Origin of the sequence: Pseudomonas oryzicola (assembly GCF_014269185.2) — a bacterium.
Classification (GTDB): domain Bacteria; phylum Pseudomonadota; class Gammaproteobacteria; order Pseudomonadales; family Pseudomonadaceae; genus Aquipseudomonas; species Aquipseudomonas oryzicola.
Genome location: NZ_JABWRZ020000001.1, coordinates 2,105,661 through 2,120,813, shown reverse-complemented (window position 1 = coordinate 2,120,813; position 15,153 = coordinate 2,105,661). Strand labels below are relative to the sequence as shown.

At 64.2% G+C, this 15,153-nt stretch carries 13 protein-coding genes; 7 read left to right on the top strand and 6 right to left on the bottom strand.

The window, feature by feature from the left end; translation table 11 throughout:
- Nucleotide 1: 1 nt before the first annotated feature.
- Nucleotides 2-2,020: an alpha-1,4-glucan--maltose-1-phosphate maltosyltransferase gene (locus HU760_RS09450; protein ID WP_186674697.1), complete on the bottom strand. Its 2,019-nt coding sequence runs from the start codon at nucleotides 2,018-2,020 to the stop codon at nucleotides 2-4.
- Nucleotides 2,021-2,161: 141 nt separating this feature from the next.
- Between HU760_RS09450 and HU760_RS09445 the strand changes: the two genes are divergently transcribed.
- Nucleotides 2,162-2,323: a hypothetical protein gene (locus HU760_RS09445; RefSeq protein WP_003251307.1), complete on the top strand. Its 162-nt coding sequence runs from the start codon at nucleotides 2,162-2,164 to the stop codon at nucleotides 2,321-2,323.
- A 62-nt stretch (nucleotides 2,324-2,385) separates the two neighbouring features.
- On the opposite strand, the gene HU760_RS09440 is transcribed toward HU760_RS09445, so the two are convergent.
- Entirely contained in the window at nucleotides 2,386-4,068 is a 1,683-nt protein-coding gene (locus tag HU760_RS09440) for an AMP-binding protein (RefSeq protein ID WP_186674698.1), read from the bottom strand.
- 211 nt (nucleotides 4,069-4,279) lie between these two features.
- Between HU760_RS09440 and HU760_RS09435 the strand changes: the two genes are divergently transcribed.
- From HU760_RS09435 to HU760_RS09420, 4 genes are read left to right on the top strand one after another with little or no spacing between them, the layout of a single operon-like run.
- Nucleotides 4,280-5,443 carry an isovaleryl-CoA dehydrogenase gene (locus HU760_RS09435; protein WP_186674699.1) on the top strand — a complete coding sequence of 388 codons (1,164 nt, stop codon included), beginning with the start codon at nucleotides 4,280-4,282 and terminating at the stop codon, nucleotides 5,441-5,443.
- A 19-nt stretch (nucleotides 5,444-5,462) separates the two neighbouring features.
- A complete protein-coding gene (locus HU760_RS09430; protein WP_186674700.1) occupies nucleotides 5,463-7,070 on the top strand; it encodes a carboxyl transferase domain-containing protein in 1,608 nt (535 codons plus the stop codon).
- Between the two features lie 3 nt (nucleotides 7,071-7,073).
- A complete protein-coding gene (locus HU760_RS09425) occupies nucleotides 7,074-7,889 on the top strand; it encodes a gamma-carboxygeranoyl-CoA hydratase (RefSeq protein WP_186674701.1) in 816 nt (271 codons plus the stop codon).
- A complete protein-coding gene (locus tag HU760_RS09420) occupies nucleotides 7,886-9,838 on the top strand; it encodes an acetyl/propionyl/methylcrotonyl-CoA carboxylase subunit alpha (protein ID WP_186674702.1) in 1,953 nt (650 codons plus the stop codon). Before HU760_RS09425 ends, HU760_RS09420 begins: the two co-directional genes overlap by 4 nt.
- Nucleotides 9,839-10,087: 249 nt before the next feature.
- Here HU760_RS09420 and HU760_RS09415 read toward each other — a convergent pair whose 3' ends face one another.
- The gene (locus tag HU760_RS09415; protein WP_186674703.1) at nucleotides 10,088-10,741 is read right to left on the bottom strand and encodes a LexA family protein; all 654 of its coding nucleotides are present in this window, start codon (nucleotides 10,739-10,741) and stop codon (nucleotides 10,088-10,090) included.
- Between the two features lie 130 nt (nucleotides 10,742-10,871).
- Here HU760_RS09415 and HU760_RS09410 point away from each other — a divergent pair, with 130 nt between their 5' ends.
- Complete coding sequence (locus tag HU760_RS09410; RefSeq protein ID WP_186674704.1) at nucleotides 10,872-11,183, top strand: DUF6124 family protein; 312 nt, start codon at nucleotides 10,872-10,874, stop codon at nucleotides 11,181-11,183.
- A 431-nt stretch (nucleotides 11,184-11,614) separates the two neighbouring features.
- Nucleotides 11,615-12,130, top strand: coding sequence for a DUF4880 domain-containing protein (locus tag HU760_RS09405; protein ID WP_186674705.1), 516 nt, complete (start codon nucleotides 11,615-11,617; stop codon nucleotides 12,128-12,130).
- Here HU760_RS09405 and HU760_RS09400 read toward each other — a convergent pair whose 3' ends face one another.
- From HU760_RS09400 to HU760_RS09390, 3 genes are all read right to left on the bottom strand, one after another.
- The gene (locus HU760_RS09400; protein WP_186674856.1) at nucleotides 12,131-13,276 is read right to left on the bottom strand and encodes a Bcr/CflA family efflux MFS transporter; all 1,146 of its coding nucleotides are present in this window, start codon (nucleotides 13,274-13,276) and stop codon (nucleotides 12,131-12,133) included.
- A gap of 217 nt (nucleotides 13,277-13,493) precedes the next feature.
- Nucleotides 13,494-14,882 (bottom strand): diaminobutyrate--2-oxoglutarate transaminase, encoded by a 1,389-nt coding sequence (locus HU760_RS09395; protein ID WP_186674706.1) that lies wholly within the window; start codon nucleotides 14,880-14,882, stop codon nucleotides 13,494-13,496.
- A gap of 25 nt (nucleotides 14,883-14,907) precedes the next feature.
- On the bottom strand, nucleotides 14,908-15,123 hold the full coding sequence (locus tag HU760_RS09390; protein WP_186674707.1) for an MbtH family protein: 216 nt from the start codon (nucleotides 15,121-15,123) through the stop codon (nucleotides 14,908-14,910).
- Between the last annotated feature and the right edge of the window lie 30 nt (nucleotides 15,124-15,153).

Here is a 15,153-nt window from a genome sequence, read left to right as displayed (position 1 = left end):
CCTAACGGGCCTTGTCGATACGCCAGATCCCGAACGGCAGGTGCCAGGGTTCGATACGCATGAACTGGGTCTTGCCATACCAGGACCAGCGGTGGCCGTTCATCAAGTCCTCGCCATGGGTCTCGGCATTGTCATCCAGGCCCAGCTCCCACAGCGGCAATTCGAAGTGCGCCTCCTGTGCGTTGTGCGGATCGAGGCTGATGGCGATCAGGATGTAGTTGTCGCGCTCCGGCGTGCGCTTGGCGAAGTACAGGATGTTGTCGTTCCAGCAGTTGAAGAACGCCACGCCCAGGTGGGTTTGCAGCGCCGGGTTCTGCCGGCGGATGCGGTTGAGCTGGGCGATCTCGGCGATGATGTTGCCCGGCTGGGTGTAATCGCGCGGGCGGATCTCGTACTTCTCCGAATCCAGGTACTCCTCCTTGCCCGGCAAGGCTGCCGCCTCGCACAGTTCGAAGCCCGAATACATGCCCCACAAGCCCGAGCCCATGGTCGCCAACGCGGCCCGGATGAGAAAGCCGGCGCGCCCGGAATGCTGCAGGAAGAAGGGGTTGATGTCTGGCGTGTTGACGAAGAAGTTGGGCCGGTAGCACTGGCTCCAGGGCGGCTGGTTGAGCTGCTCGAAGTACTCGCGCAGCTCTTGCTTCGTATTGCGCCAGGTGAAATAGGTGTAGCTCTGCGCGTACCCGACCTTGCCCAGGCGCGCCATCATCGCCGGCTTGGTGAACGCCTCGGCGAGGAAGATCACATCCGGATAGTGGCTGCGCACATTGGCGATCAGCCACTGCCAGAACGGCAACGGCTTGGTGTGCGGGTTATCGACGCGGAAGGTCTTCACGCCCTCCTCGACCCAGCCGATGATCACGTCGCGCAGGGCCAGCCACAGGCCTGGCACTGCGTCAGGGGCATAGAAATCGACGTTGACGATGTCCTGGTACTTCTTCGGCGGGTTCTCCGCATAGCGAATGGTGCCGTCCGGGCGCCAGCTGAACCAGCCGGGGTGTTCCTGCAGCCACGGGTGGTCCTGGGAGCACTGGATGGCGAAGTCCAGGGCGATTTCCAGGCCGTGCTGGGCGGCTGCCGAGACCAGCCGGCGAAAGTCCTCACGGCTGCCCAGCTGCGGGTGAATGGCGTCGTGGCCACCCTCCGGACTGCCGATGGCATAAGGGCTGCCGGGGTCGCCGGGCTGCGCCTGCAGGGAATTGTTGCGGCCCTTGCGGTGCTTGTTGCCAATCGGGTGGATGGGCGGGAAATACAGCACATCGAAGCCCATGTCGCGGATCATCGGCAAACGCTGATGCACGTCGTTGAAGGTGCCGTGACGATCTGGGCTGTCAGTGCAGGAACGCGGGAACAGCTCATACCAGCTGGCGAACTGTGCGGCCGGGCGGTCCACATCCAACGGGTATTCGATGCTGCGGGTCAGGTAGCTGCGGTGTTCGGCTTCGCCCATCAGCCGCGTAGCCTCGGCGCCCAGGAACAAGGCCACCTGCTCGTCGTCATCGAGAGTAGCCAGCCGGGCGGCGAGTGCCTGCAATTGGTCGCCCAAGGCACCGCCGCTCAGCTCGATGCCCTTGTCCAACAGCAGTCGCCCCTCTTCGAGCTCGAGCCTGATGTCGACACCGGCCTGGTATTTTTTCTCCAGGTCGTGGCAATAGGTGGCAAAAGGGTCGATCCAGGCCTCGATACTGAACAGGTGCGGCCCGATTTCGGTGGGTATGAACTCGGCCTGCCACAGGTCGTTGCCCGCTGAGGTCATCGGCACGCAATGAATGCGGCGGCTGCCGGCCTGGCGCCAGTTCAGCATCACCGCCATGCGGTCATGACCGTCGCTGAATACCTTGCTGCTGACCGCAACCGGCTGGTTGCTGATGGCCTTGGCTGCGAATGCGCCGCCTTCGAGCACCGGCTGGGTGTCCTCGATGACAATGCGCGGCGCCAGCAGGGCCTGGGACAGGCTGATGACCTGGTCCGGGTGGTCATTGGCCATGGGCACGCTTTCGAAGGGCTCTTTCAGAGACATCAGGCCTTGCTCCCTTGGGCTGGTGGCAGTAAGGGTTCAGAGCCATGCGCAGGCGCGGGGGTTCAAAAAAATTGAGCGAACGGCAGCTGCCAGGGGTCGAAGCCTGCAGCACCTCTTCAATTACCCACGCGAGGTCAGGCCATGAACATTCCCATTCCACCGGAGACACCCGACCCCAACATCGACGACCCGAGCCTGCCGCCACCCGTGCCGGAGGAGGACCCGGACGAGCTGCCGATCAAGCCGACCGTGCCGCCGACGGTGGGCGACCCGCCGAGCCAGGAGCCACCGGTGAAGGCTTAAGGGTAGACCAGGATCTTGTGCTGACAGGGCGTGCCCGCGAAAGGGCCGGAACAGCCAACGCATCAACCAGCAGTAACCGCCGAGATCTCCGCCACACTGATCTCGCGCATGCGGAACTTCTGCACCTTGCCGGTCACCGTCATCGGGAACTCGTCGACGAAGCGGATATGCCGCGGCACCTTGTAATGCGCAATGCGCGCCTTGCACCACGCCTGCAACTCCTCAGCCGTGGCACGGTGCCCCGGGTGCAGCTTGATCCAGGCGACGATCTCCTCGCCATACCGGCTGCACGGAATGCCGATCACCTGCGCATCGGCCACCGCCGGGTGGGTGTAGAAGAACTCTTCCAGCTCACGCGGGTAGATGTTCTCGCCACCGCGAATGATCATGTCCTTGTTGCGCCCGACGATGCGCACATAGCCCTGCTCGTCCATCACCGCCAGGTCGCCCGAATGCATCCAGCCAGCCGGGTCGATGGCGTCCGCCGTGGCCTGCGGGTTGTCCCAGTAGCCAAGCATCACGCTGTAGCCACGGGTGCACAGTTCGCCGATCTGCCCGCGCGGGACGATGCAGCCGTCAGCGTCCACCAGCTTGTTCTCCAGTTGCGGCTGGGTACGGCCAACGGTGGTCACCCGCAGCTCCAGGTCGTCGTCCGGGCCGGTTTGCAGCGACACCGGGCTGGTCTCGGTCATGCCGTAGGCAATCTGCACTTCGGCCATGTGCAACTGGTCGATGACCCGGCGCATCACCTCGATCGGGCAGGTAGCGCCGGCCATGATGCCGCTGCGCAAGGTGGACAGGTCCACTTGTGCCCGCACCGGGTGATCGAGCAGGGCAATGAACATGGTCGGTACGCCATAGAGGATGCTGGCACGCTCCTCGGCCACCGCGCGCAGGGTGAGTTCGGCGTCGAAGGCATCGTTGGGGTAGACCATGGTGCTGCCGTGGGTAATGCAGCCGAGGTTGGCCATGACCATGCCGAAGCAGTGGTACAGCGGCACCGGGATCACCATGCGGTCACGTTCGCTCAGGCCCAGGCTTTCACCGACCATGAAGCCGTTGTTGAGGATGTTGTAGTGGCTGAGCGTGGCCCCCTTGGGCGCGCCAGTGGTGCCGGAGGTGTACTGGATGTTCACCGGTTGGTCGAACTGCAGGCTCTGCTGGCGTGCAACGCAAGCCTCGCGAGAGGTCTGCCCTGCCCGCTCAGCCAGCGCATGCCAGGGCAGGAAGCCTGAAGGCGGGTTGGCCGCCAGGCTGATCACTCCACGCAGGCCGGGCAGCCGTGCACTGGCCAGCTCACCTGGTAGGGCACCGGCCAGCTCGGGTACCAGTTGCCGGACCATGGCGTGGTAATCGGATGTCTTGAAAGCGTCGGCACAGACCAGCCAGCAGCAGCCCGACTGGCGCAATACATATTCAAGCTCGCCCACGCGATAGGCCGGGTTGATATTCACCAGAATCGCGCCGACCTTGGCACTGGCCAGTTGCAGGATGCACCACTGGGCACAGTTGGGCGACCAGATGCCGACGCGGTCGCCGGTGTTCACCCCCAGCGCCATCAGTGCACGAGCATGCACTTCGACCTGTTCGGCAAGCTGCCGCCAGCTGTAGCGCAGGCCCTGGTGGCGTGATACCAGGGCTTCGCCATCGGCGCAGCGGGCCACGGTGGCATCGAACGCCTGGCCGATGGTCAGGGTCAGCAGCGGTTGGTCCTGGCGACCACGGGTATAGCTTGGTTGACTCATGGGTGTCCCTTCTTGTGGTTGTTCTGGGCACGGCTGAAACAAGCGGGGAATACTCTGGCGCAGATTTACGTTTACGTAAAGGTGACGAGTCGATTGACAGTGGCTGCACGCAGGTTTACGTTAACGTAAAGGTGATGAACGACACCGGCCCTCAGCCATGCCGCCGAGCCAGGGTGTTTCCCCTATTTCAAGAACAACAAGGTGCCCCAGCATGCATTACCCCACCCTGAACTTCGCCCTGGGCGAAACCATCGACATGCTCCGCGACCAGGTCCGCACCTTCGTCGCCGCCGAACTGGCGCCACGCGCCGCGCAAATCGACCACGACAACCTGTTCCCCGCCGACATGTGGCGCAAGTTCGGTGACATGGGCCTGCTGGGCATCACCGTACCGGAAGAATATGGCGGCGCCGGCCTCGGTTACCTGGCCCACGTGGTATCGATGGAAGAAATCAGCCGCGGCTCGGCCTCGGTGGCATTGTCCTACGGCGCCCACTCCAACCTCTGCGTCAACCAGATCAACCGCAACGGCAGCCACGCGCAGAAGCTCAAGTACCTGCCCAGGCTGATCAGCGGCGAGCACATCGGCGCCCTGGCCATGAGCGAGCCCAACGCCGGCTCCGACGTGGTGTCGATGAAGCTGCGCGCGGAAAAGCGCGGCGACCACTACGTGCTCAACGGCAGCAAGACCTGGATCACCAACGGCCCGGACGCCAACACCTACGTGATCTACGCCAAGACCGACCTGGACAAGGGCGCGCACGGCATCACCGCGTTCATCGTCGAGCGTGACTGGAAAGGCTTCAGCCGCAGCAACAAGTTCGACAAGCTGGGCATGCGCGGCTCCAATACCTGCGAGCTGTTCTTCGACGGCGTCGAAGTGCCGGAAGAAAATATCCTCGGCCAGCTCAATGGCGGCGTACGCGTGCTGATGAGCGGCCTGGATTACGAACGCGTGGTGCTGTCGGGCGGGCCGACCGGCATCATGCAAAGCTGCATGGACCTGGTGGTGCCGTACATTCATGACCGCAAGCAGTTCGGCCAGAGCATCGGCGAGTTCCAGCTGATCCAGGGCAAGATTGCCGACATGTATACCCAGCTCAACGCCAGCCGCGCCTACCTGTATGCCGTGGCCCAGGCCTGCGACCGTGGCGAGACCACCCGCAAGGACGCTGCCGGGGTCATCCTGTATACCGCCGAGCGCGCCACGCAGATGGCCCTGGAGGCGATCCAGATTCTTGGCGGCAACGGCTACATCAACGAATTCCCGGCAGGCCGCCTGCTGCGCGACGCCAAGCTGTACGAGATCGGTGCCGGCACCAGCGAAATCCGCCGGATGCTGATCGGCCGCGAACTGTTCAACGAAACCCGCTGAGCACAAGGGACGGGCGCACATGGCTACCTTGCACACCCAGATCAACCCGCGTTCGGCGGAGTTCGCCGGCAACAGCGCGGCCATGCTCGAACAGGTCCAGGCCCTGCGTGGCCTGCTCGCCCAAGTGGCCCAGGGCGGCGGGCCCAAGGCCCAGGAACGCCACACCTCACGCGGCAAGCTGCTGCCGCGCGAGCGCATCGACCGCCTGCTGGACCCCGGCTCGCCGTTCCTCGAGATCGGCCAGCTGGCCGCCCATGAGGTGTATGGCGAAGACGTACCGGCTGCCGGCGTCATCGCCGGCATCGGCCGCGTCGAGGGCGTGGAATGCATGATCGTGGCCAACGACGCCACGGTCAAAGGCGGTTCCTACTACCCACTGACGGTGAAGAAACACCTGCGCGCGCAGACCATTGCCCTGCAGAACCGCCTTCCGTGCATCTACCTGGTGGACTCCGGCGGCGCCAACCTGCCGCGCCAGGACGAAGTGTTCCCCGACCGTGAGCACTTCGGGCGGATCTTCTTCAACCAGGCCAACATGAGTGCGCTGGGCATCCCGCAGATTGCCGTGGTCATGGGCTCGTGCACCGCCGGCGGTGCCTATGTGCCAGCCATGGCCGACGAAGCGATCATGGTGCGCCAGCAGGCAACCATCTTCCTCGCCGGCCCGCCTTTGGTAAAGGCCGCCACCGGTGAAGTGGTGAGCGCCGAAGACCTCGGTGGCGCCGATGTGCACTGCCGCACCAGCGGCGTGGCCGACCACTATGCCGACAACGACGAGCACGCCCTGGCCCTGGCCCGGCGCAGCGTGGCCAACCTCAACTGGCGCAAGCTGGGCCAGTTGCAGCGCCAGGCGCCAGTAGCGCCACTGTATGCCGCCGAGGAGCTGTACGGCGTGGTGCCGGCCGATGCCAAGCAGCCGTTCGACGTGCGCGAGGTGATCGCACGGCTGGTCGACGGTTCGCTGTTCGATGAATTCAAGGCATTGTTCGGCACCACCCTGGTGTGCGGTTTCGCCCACCTGCACGGCTACCCGGTGGCGATCCTGGCCAACAACGGCATCCTCTTCGCCGAGGCCGCGCAAAAAGGTGCACACTTCATCGAACTGGCCTGCCAGCGCGGCATCCCGCTGCTGTTCCTGCAGAACATCACCGGTTTCATGGTCGGCAAGAAGTACGAAGAAGGCGGCATCGCCAAGCACGGCGCCAAGCTGGTCACCGCCGTGGCCTGCGCCCAGGTGCCGAAGTTCACCGTGATCATTGGCGGCAGCTTCGGTGCCGGCAACTACGGCATGTGCGGCCGCGCCTACGACCCGCGCTTCCTGTGGATGTGGCCCAACGCGCGGATCGGCGTGATGGGCGCCGAGCAGGCCGCCGGCGTGCTGGCCCAGGTCAAGCGCGAGCAGAGCGAGCGCAGTGGCCAGCCGTTCAGCGCCGAAGACGAAGCCCGGCTCAAGCAACCGATCCTCGACCAGTACGAGCACCAGGGCCACCCCTACTACTCCAGCGCCCGCCTGTGGGACGACGGCGTCATCGACCCGGCCCAGACTCGCGACGTGCTCGGCCTGGCGTTGTCGGCCGCGCTGAACGCAGCGATCGAACCGAGCCGCTTCGGCATTTTCCGGATGTGACCCATGAGCGATTTCAGCACCCTCGAAGTGATCCGCGACCCGCGCGGTTTCGCCACCCTGTGGCTGAGCCGCGAGGACAAGAACAACGCCTTCAACGCCTCGATGATCCGCGAACTGATCGTCGCCCTCGACCAGCTGGCCGAAGACGCCAGCCTGCGCTTTGTGCTGCTGCGCGGCCGTGGCCGGCACTTCAGCGCCGGCGCCGACCTGGCCTGGATGCAGCAGTCGGCACAGCTGGACTTCAACACCAACCTGGACGATGCCCACGAGTTGGGCGAGCTGATGTATGCCCTGCACCGCCTCAAGGTGCCGACCCTGGCCGTGGTCCAAGGCGCGGCCTTTGGCGGCGCGCTGGGCCTGATCAGCTGCTGCGACATGGCCATCGGTGCCGAAGACGCCCAGCTGTGCCTGTCGGAAGTGCGCATCGGCCTGGCCCCGGCAGTGATCAGCCCGTTCGTGGTCAAGGCCATCGGTGAGCGTGCCGCACGCCGCTACGCCCTTACCGCCGAACGCTTCAGTGGCGTGCGGGCCCGCGAGCTGGGCCTGCTGGCCGAGGTGTACCCGGCCAGCGAGCTGGACGCCCAGGTCGAAGCCTGGGTCGCCAACCTGCTGCAGAACAGCCCGCAGGCGCTGCGCGCCACCAAGGACCTGCTGCGCGAAGTGGACGCCGGCGAACTCAGCCCGGCCCTGCGCCGCTACTGCGAAAACACCATCGCCCGCATCCGCGTCAGCGCCGAAGGCCAGGAGGGCCTGCGCGCCTTCCTGGAAAAACGCCGCCCTGCCTGGCAAACCGATGACAAGAAGGAGCCGCGCCCATGAGCCGCCCCGCTTTGACCACCCTGCTGGTCGCCAACCGTGGCGAAATCGCCTGCCGGGTAATGCGCACCGCCAAGGCCATGGGCCTGACCACCGTCGCCGTGCACAGCGCCACCGACCGTGACGCCCGACACAGCCGCGAAGCCGATATCCGCGTCGACCTCGGCGGCAGCAAGGCGGCCGACAGCTACCTGGTGGTCGACAAGATTCTTGCCGCTGCCAAGGCCAGCGGCGCCCAGGCCATTCACCCCGGTTATGGCTTCCTGTCGGAGAACGCAGGCTTTGCCCGTGCCATCGAAGACGCCGGGCTGATCTTCCTCGGCCCACCGGCCAGCGCCATCGATGCCATGGGCAGCAAGTCGGCGGCCAAGGCGCTGATGGAAGCCGCTGGCGTGCCGTTGGTGCCGGGTTACCACGGCGAAGCCCAGGACCTCGACACCTTCCGCGCCGCCGCCGAACGCATCGGCTACCCGGTGCTGCTCAAGGCCAGCGCCGGTGGTGGTGGCAAGGGCATGAAAGTGGTCGAGGAGGAAAGCCAGTTGGCCGACGCCCTGGCCTCGGCGCAGCGCGAAGCGCAAGCGTCGTTCGGCGATGCGCGCATGCTGGTGGAAAAATACGTGCTCAAGCCGCGCCACGTGGAAATCCAGGTGTTCGCCGACCAGCACGGCAATTGCCTGTACCTCAACGAGCGTGACTGCTCGATCCAGCGCCGTCACCAGAAGGTGGTTGAAGAAGCCCCGGCACCTGGCCTGTCGCCTGAACTGCGCCGGGCCATGGGCGAGGCGGCGGTCCGCGCGGCCCAGGCCATCGGCTATGTCGGCGCCGGCACCGTCGAGTTCCTGCTCGACGCCCGTGGCGAGTTCTTCTTCATGGAGATGAACACCCGCCTGCAGGTGGAGCACCCGGTTACCGAGGCGATCACCGGGCTCGACCTGGTGGCCTGGCAGATCCGCGTGGCCTGCGGTGAACCCTTGCCGATCACCCAGGACCAGGTGCCGCTGATCGGCCATGCCATCGAAGTGCGCCTGTATGCCGAGGACCCGGCCAACGAATTCCTGCCCGCCACCGGCACGCTGGCGCTGTACCGTGAGTCGGCGCCCGGCGAAGGCCGGCGGGTGGACAGCGGCGTCAGCGAAGGCGATGCGGTATCGCCATTCTACGACCCGATGCTGGGCAAGCTGATTGCCTGGGGTGAAGACCGCGAGCAGGCACGCCTGCGCTTGCTGGCCATGCTCGATGAATTTGCCATTGGCGGGCTGAAGACCAACATCGCCTTCCTGCGGCGCATTCTCGCGCACCCGGCATTTGCCGCGGCCGAGCTCGACACCGGCTTCATACCGCGTCACCAGGACCTCCTGCTGCCCGCGCCCCAGCCGTTGCCGGCCGGTTTCTGGGAAGCTGCGGCCGAGGCCTGGCTGCAAGGCCAGGCCGGGCAGCAGCGCGATGACGACCGCTGCTCGCCGTGGGCCGAGCGCACTGGCCTGCGCCTGGGCCTGCCGGCACGCAGCAGCTTGCATCTGGCCAGTAACGGGCAGGATCAGGCGGTTGCCCTGGAACGCAGCGCCACGCCCGCCTGGCAACTGCTGGGCGAGCAACTGGTGCATGACCAGGCCGGTGTGCGTCGCCAGCATCTGGCGATCCGCCGGGGTGGCACACTGTACCTGCACTGGGGCGGCGAGATGCATGCGGTGCAAGCTTTCGACCCGATCGCCGAGGCCGAGGCCAGCCACAGCCATCAGGGCGGTTTGGGCGCGCCGATGAATGGCAGCATCGTGCGCGTGCTGGTAGAGCCGGGACAGCTGGTGGAAGCGGGGACGGCGCTGGTGGTGCTGGAGGCGATGAAGATGGAGCACAGCATTCGAGCGCCGCATGGCGGCACGGTACAGGCGTTGTTCTGCCAGGAAGGCGACATGGTCAGCGAAGGGACGGTGCTGGTCGAATTGGCGGAGTGACCGCGGCCGCTTGGCTTGAGTTTTGTGGGGCCTGTGAGATCGAGCGCCGCCCGCGCGGCGCATCGCGGATGAAATCCGCTCCTACATTTGTTGCAACGTGCCGAACCGGTTACGCCATGGTTGCCAGCCCTGGCACACGTCTGTAGGAGCGGATTCATCCGCGATGCGCCGCGCGCGGGCGGCGCCCGATCTGCAACGCGCCACAACAACCACGCCTGGCACCCGACAGCCCCGCCCGAATCGCCAACCCTAGAACACCCCGTGCACCCGCACGACCACACCCAGAAACTCGCAACCCTCTTCACAGAGAACAGTCGGATAGCGCGTATTCAGCGGCTTGAGCATCTTGTCTCCGCCCTCCTCGATCAACTGCCGCAACACCGCCGGCCGCCCCGGCTGCCGGGCAATGACCAGCCTGCCTGGCTCTGCCGGCAGGCCGGTATCCACCAGCACTCGCATACCCTCAGGCACGCTCTTGCCACTGGCGGCATTCATCGAATCGTTCTCTACCACCAGCCAGAACGCATTACCCGCAGGCATGTAGTCGCTCTGTTCGTGGCTTTTGCCTGTTTCTGGCAAGGGCCCCTGCAAGTCCGCCCAACTCAGGACTGGGAAGCGAAAGCTTGCATAGAGCAGCGCTTTGCCTGAAACCGGTTGGTCGGCCGCATAGCGACCAGGTGATTCGCGCACCATCTCGCGCTCCACCACCATGACTTGGGCTTCCAGAAACACCAGCCCAAGTTTTTCAAGCTTTTCGTTGATGGTTTCCAACGTCGGCTGCCGCGTGCCACGCAGCCAATGACCTACGCCGCCCTGAGTCATGCCCAGGCGTTCGGCCAGCTTGAGCTGGCTGAGATTGTGTTCGCGCTTGTAGCGCTTGAGAAAAGCGTTCCAGTTTTCCATGAGCGGCAACAATACGGACTGTATTACCCGCAGCAATACACAATCTGAATTATTTCTTTGGACATGAATAGTACAGATTGACCTATCCTGTGATTCCTGTGTGTTTGAAGGGAAATCAGAAGGTATCGCGATGAAACCACCGAAAAACGACGAAACAGATCTCGACAGCGAAGCCGCCCGCCGCGCCCTCGACTACTACCTCAACCCCAACCCGCCGCGCCCCACCCTCGACAACAAGATCTGGACGTTGCACGAGGGCGTCACCGGAGGTCAGGCCCAGGAACATGCCATCGCCCTGCTGCGCTGCGCTGCCGCCACCGCCCAGGAGACCGCCACCCACCAGCATGGCAGCCAGCGCGAACTGACCTTCGCCCTGATGCACATGATGGACATGGCCCGGGCACTGCTGGAGCACAAACGCGCTGTGGAGCCGGATTTATAGGCGAGTAAGAAGGGAGAGAACGTGATGGCCGGGTAACGGCAAAGGCCCCGATTGCCGGGACAGGGAAGCGCACCGGTAAAATTTTTTTACCGGATCAGTTAAAAAAATCATTTGACTGGCAAATGATAACGATTATTATTGCACTCAACTGATCGCGAGATCAGCTGGATAACCTGGAGCTTAGGTCGCTCTCAGATTATCTCCTCATCAGGCTAATCACGGTTTTGGACCCGGCTTTTTGCCGGGTCTTTTTTTTGGCTCTTCAGGCTAATGAAGATCGTGATGGCGCGCATGCTAGCAAAAGTGCTTCAGGGCGTGAACGCTCATTGCGAAGCATTACAAAATCAGCACTTGAGAATCAATATCGTTTAGCCTAGGCTGACGTTGCGTCACGGAAGATGCCCCCTTCCCTTTTCAGCAAGGAGCTGTCCATGAGCCGTCTGCTACTGCCGCTCGAACATCCAACCCCGGCTGCGGGGCACGATACCGCAGAATCCCTGCTGCATGCCTTGCAACAGCTGCCACGGCGCGTCCAGCAAGTGTTCCTGCTCAACCGCCTGGACCAGCTGGACTTCGCTGCCATCGCTGCCCGCCTCGACCTCCCCCTGGCCAGCATCGAACGGCACATGGACCAGGCCCTGCAGGCCGGCCGTTCGCGCCGCGACGGGCTGGCGAGTGCTGCCGGGCGATGGTATGTGCGTTTGCAGAGCCCCGAGGTGACCGCCTGCGAGCGCATCGACTTCCGTCGCTGGCTGGATGCCGCCCCGGCGAATCTGCAGGCATTTCATGACACCGAACTGCGCTGGCGCAGCCTGCTGGCACCGGCACGGCAACTCGGGCATGACGGCTGGTACCGGCAAGGGCGAGCCGCCTTGTCGCTGGGCGGCTGCTCGGTTGCGCTCGGCCTGGGCGTGGCGGCGCTGCTGCTGCTCGGTTTTTGCGCCTGATCATCCCTCAGCCATGCGGTCAGTTTCCGCCATGCATGCAAGCAGTAGCCACCCGCACAGACTGGCGCCCAGGAACAGAAGCCCCAGGCTCATCGGCAGCGCGCTTTCGACACCGGCCACAAGACTGCCAGCCAAACCACCACCTGCGAACAGCAATGTCGTATTGAGCGACGCTGCCGCACCGGCCTGGTGTGGGTAACGCGCCAAGGCTTGGGTCGTCGCAGCAGGACGCACCAGCGTTGTCCCCGTCGTGCAGATGATCATCGGCAGAAGAAGGCCCGCCACCGTCAGTCCCGCTAGCTGCTCCCAAACCACAAGTGTGATGCCCCCGGCAGCTATGAGCAGGAATCCCGTCTTGATCTGAACCTGCGGGGTTACTCGATTGTTCAAATAGTTCGCGGCTGCTCCGCCAGCGATATATGCAAGCCCATAGGCGATAAATACCACCGAGAATTGATATGGCGTCAGCCCCAGGTTGTCCATCAACGCCAATGGCGCGACAACGATGAAGGAAAAATGGCAGGCAAAAGCGAGACTGGACAGCAGGGAGTGCGCAAGATAGGTCGTATCACGCAGCATAACCCAGTAGCTGCGCATGCCCGACCTACGGCCTCTCAATGCAGGCGTGTCCTGCAGCAATGCATATGACAGGGATGAAACGATCACGGCTATGAAAGCGAATACCGTAAAGCTGCCCTTCCAGCCAAAGGATTGTTGGAGAAAAGCGCCTGCGACCGGTGACAACGAGATGAATAGCCCACTTGCGCTGGTCAGCAGGATACGCATGGCATTGCGCTGTCTACCACTGTACAGATCTTGCACGAGCGCCTGGCCCAGCACGAAACTCCCGCAACCCAGGGCCTGCAGCAAACGGAACGCCATGAACGTCTCATAGCGGGTTGAAAGTACACAACCCACTGCGCCTGCAATGGACACTGCCAACCCAGCGAGCAACAACCGCTTGCGCCCCATGCCATCCGACAATGGCCCGATCACGATTTGCGCCACGGCGACACCAAACGCAAAGAAGCTCACCGAGTAGGCTATTTGTTGCGGCCCGACATGAAATTGATCTGCAAGCGCAGGGAATGACGGGAGGATCACATCGAGAGGGAACACGCCTAGCAGACACAGCAGGATCAACAGGGCCGAGGCACGCTGTTAGCCTCGCCGCTTCACGTTGCCAAAAAGCATCACCTGAGTCTCCGGAAGTCCGCCACGTTGTCGCCCGATGATAGCGACGGCTCGAAGATGTACAAACCGGCCCAGGCAGCGAAACCTCCGATAAAGCTGTGGGATTTTTCTCTCCACAGGGTGTGCGCAAAGGTTGCGTACACCCTGTGGGGCCACGCCACCCCGAATCTTATCGCCGCAGGCTGGCAGCCAACGCGATCTCCAGCTTCTCGACCAATGTATCGATCTCCTCACTACCGATGGTCAACGGCGGCAGGAAGCGCAGCACCGCGCCATGCCGCCCGCCCAGTTCGAGGATCACCCCTTCACGCAGGCAGCCCTGCTGCACGGCCTTGGCCAGCACGCCATCCCCGGCCGGCACCCGGCCTTGGCCTGCGTCGGTAGAGACGATCTCCACCCCGACCATCAGCCCACGCCCACGTACATCGCCGATGCACGGGTAATCGCGCTGCAACTGGCGCAGCCGGGTCATCAGGTAGTCGCCCATGCGCTCGGCGTTGGCCACCACGCCCTCGTCGCGGATATACCGCAGGGTCGCGGTGCCGGCCGCCATGGCCAGCTGATTGCCGCGGAAGGTGCCCGCATGCGCACCTGGCGTCCACACATCGAGCGCCTCCCGGTAGACCATCACTGCCAGCGGCAGGCCGCCGCCGATGGCCTTGGACAGCACCAGTACGTCCGGCTCGATAGCGGCGTGCTCGAAGGCGAACATGCGCCCGGTGCGGCCGATGCCGCTCTGTACCTCGTCGATGATCAGCACCACGCCATGGTCGCGGGTCAGCTTGCGCAGGCCCTGCAGCCAGCGCACCGGCGCCGGAATGACACCGCCCTCGCCCTGCACCACTTCCACCACCACCGCCGCCGGCAGCGGCACCCCGGACTCGGGGTCGCTCAGCAGCTGGCCGATGTAGCTCAGCCCTGCGTCGATACCGGTCTCGCCACCTAGGGCAAACGGGCAGCGGTAGTCATAGGGGTACGGCAGCACCTGCACATCGGGCATGAGCGAACCCGGCAGCTGCTTGGGCCCCAGGTTGCCCATGAGGCTGAGCGTGCCGTGGGTCATGCCGTGGTAGCCGCCAGAGAAGCAGAAAACCCCTTTGCGCCCCGTGGCGATCTTGGCCAGCTTGATCGCCGCCTCGATCCCGTCGGCCCCGGTCGGCCCGCAGAACTGGATACGCGCCTCGGCAGCGAAGGTTGGCGGCAAGGCCTCGAACAAGGTCTCGACGAACAGGTCCTTGACTGGCGTGGTCAGGTCGAGGGTGTGCAGTGGCACGCCGCTGTCCAGGGTCGCGCGCATCGCCGCCAGGGTGCACGGATGGTTGTGGCCAAGCGCCAGTGTCCCTGCGCCCGCCAGGCAGTCCATGAACAGTTGCTCACGGGTGTCCTGTACGTAGAGCCCCTGCGCTGCCTTCAGCGCAAGGGGAATACGCCGAGGGTAGGAGCGTGCGTTCGACTCACGCGCAGCCTGGCGCTGCAGCAGCGGGTCAGCCTCGAACTGGCGCGGCGGTTGGCGGCGAAAATGCGCCAGGTTGTACGGTGCAAGCTGAATGTCTTCCATGGATCGCTCCCTCTGTGGCTGGCGCTCAGCGTTGCCCGGCGGTTTCAAGGGCCTGGCGCAGGCTCAGCGGGCGCATGTCCGTCCAGTGCTGTTCGATCCAGGCCAGGCACTGCGCCTTGTCACCCTGCTGGCCGACCGCGCGCCAGCCCTCGGGCAGGGCCTTGTAATCCGGCCAGATGGAATACTGCTCCTCATGATTGACCACCACCACGAACCCGCACTCGGCCTTTTCCCAACTCATTGTCGACTCCTTGGACAAACGATTTCACAG

Coding starts and splice junctions, on each gene's coding strand:
- HU760_RS09450 (WP_186674697.1), bottom strand. CDS start 2,020: ATGTCTCTGAAAGAGCCCTTCGAAAGCGTGCCCATGGCCAATGACCAC.
- HU760_RS09445 (WP_003251307.1), top strand. CDS start 2,162: ATGAACATTCCCATTCCACCGGAGACACCCGACCCCAACATCGACGAC.
- HU760_RS09440 (WP_186674698.1), bottom strand. CDS start 4,068: ATGAGTCAACCAAGCTATACCCGTGGTCGCCAGGACCAACCGCTGCTG.
- HU760_RS09435 (WP_186674699.1), top strand. CDS start 4,280: ATGCATTACCCCACCCTGAACTTCGCCCTGGGCGAAACCATCGACATG.
- HU760_RS09430 (WP_186674700.1), top strand. CDS start 5,463: ATGGCTACCTTGCACACCCAGATCAACCCGCGTTCGGCGGAGTTCGCC.
- HU760_RS09425 (WP_186674701.1), top strand. CDS start 7,074: ATGAGCGATTTCAGCACCCTCGAAGTGATCCGCGACCCGCGCGGTTTC.
- HU760_RS09420 (WP_186674702.1), top strand. CDS start 7,886: ATGAGCCGCCCCGCTTTGACCACCCTGCTGGTCGCCAACCGTGGCGAA.
- HU760_RS09415 (WP_186674703.1), bottom strand. CDS start 10,741: ATGGAAAACTGGAACGCTTTTCTCAAGCGCTACAAGCGCGAACACAAT.
- HU760_RS09410 (WP_186674704.1), top strand. CDS start 10,872: ATGAAACCACCGAAAAACGACGAAACAGATCTCGACAGCGAAGCCGCC.
- HU760_RS09405 (WP_186674705.1), top strand. CDS start 11,615: ATGAGCCGTCTGCTACTGCCGCTCGAACATCCAACCCCGGCTGCGGGG.
- HU760_RS09395 (WP_186674706.1), bottom strand. CDS start 14,882: ATGGAAGACATTCAGCTTGCACCGTACAACCTGGCGCATTTTCGCCGC.
- HU760_RS09390 (WP_186674707.1), bottom strand. CDS start 15,123: ATGAGTTGGGAAAAGGCCGAGTGCGGGTTCGTGGTGGTGGTCAATCAT.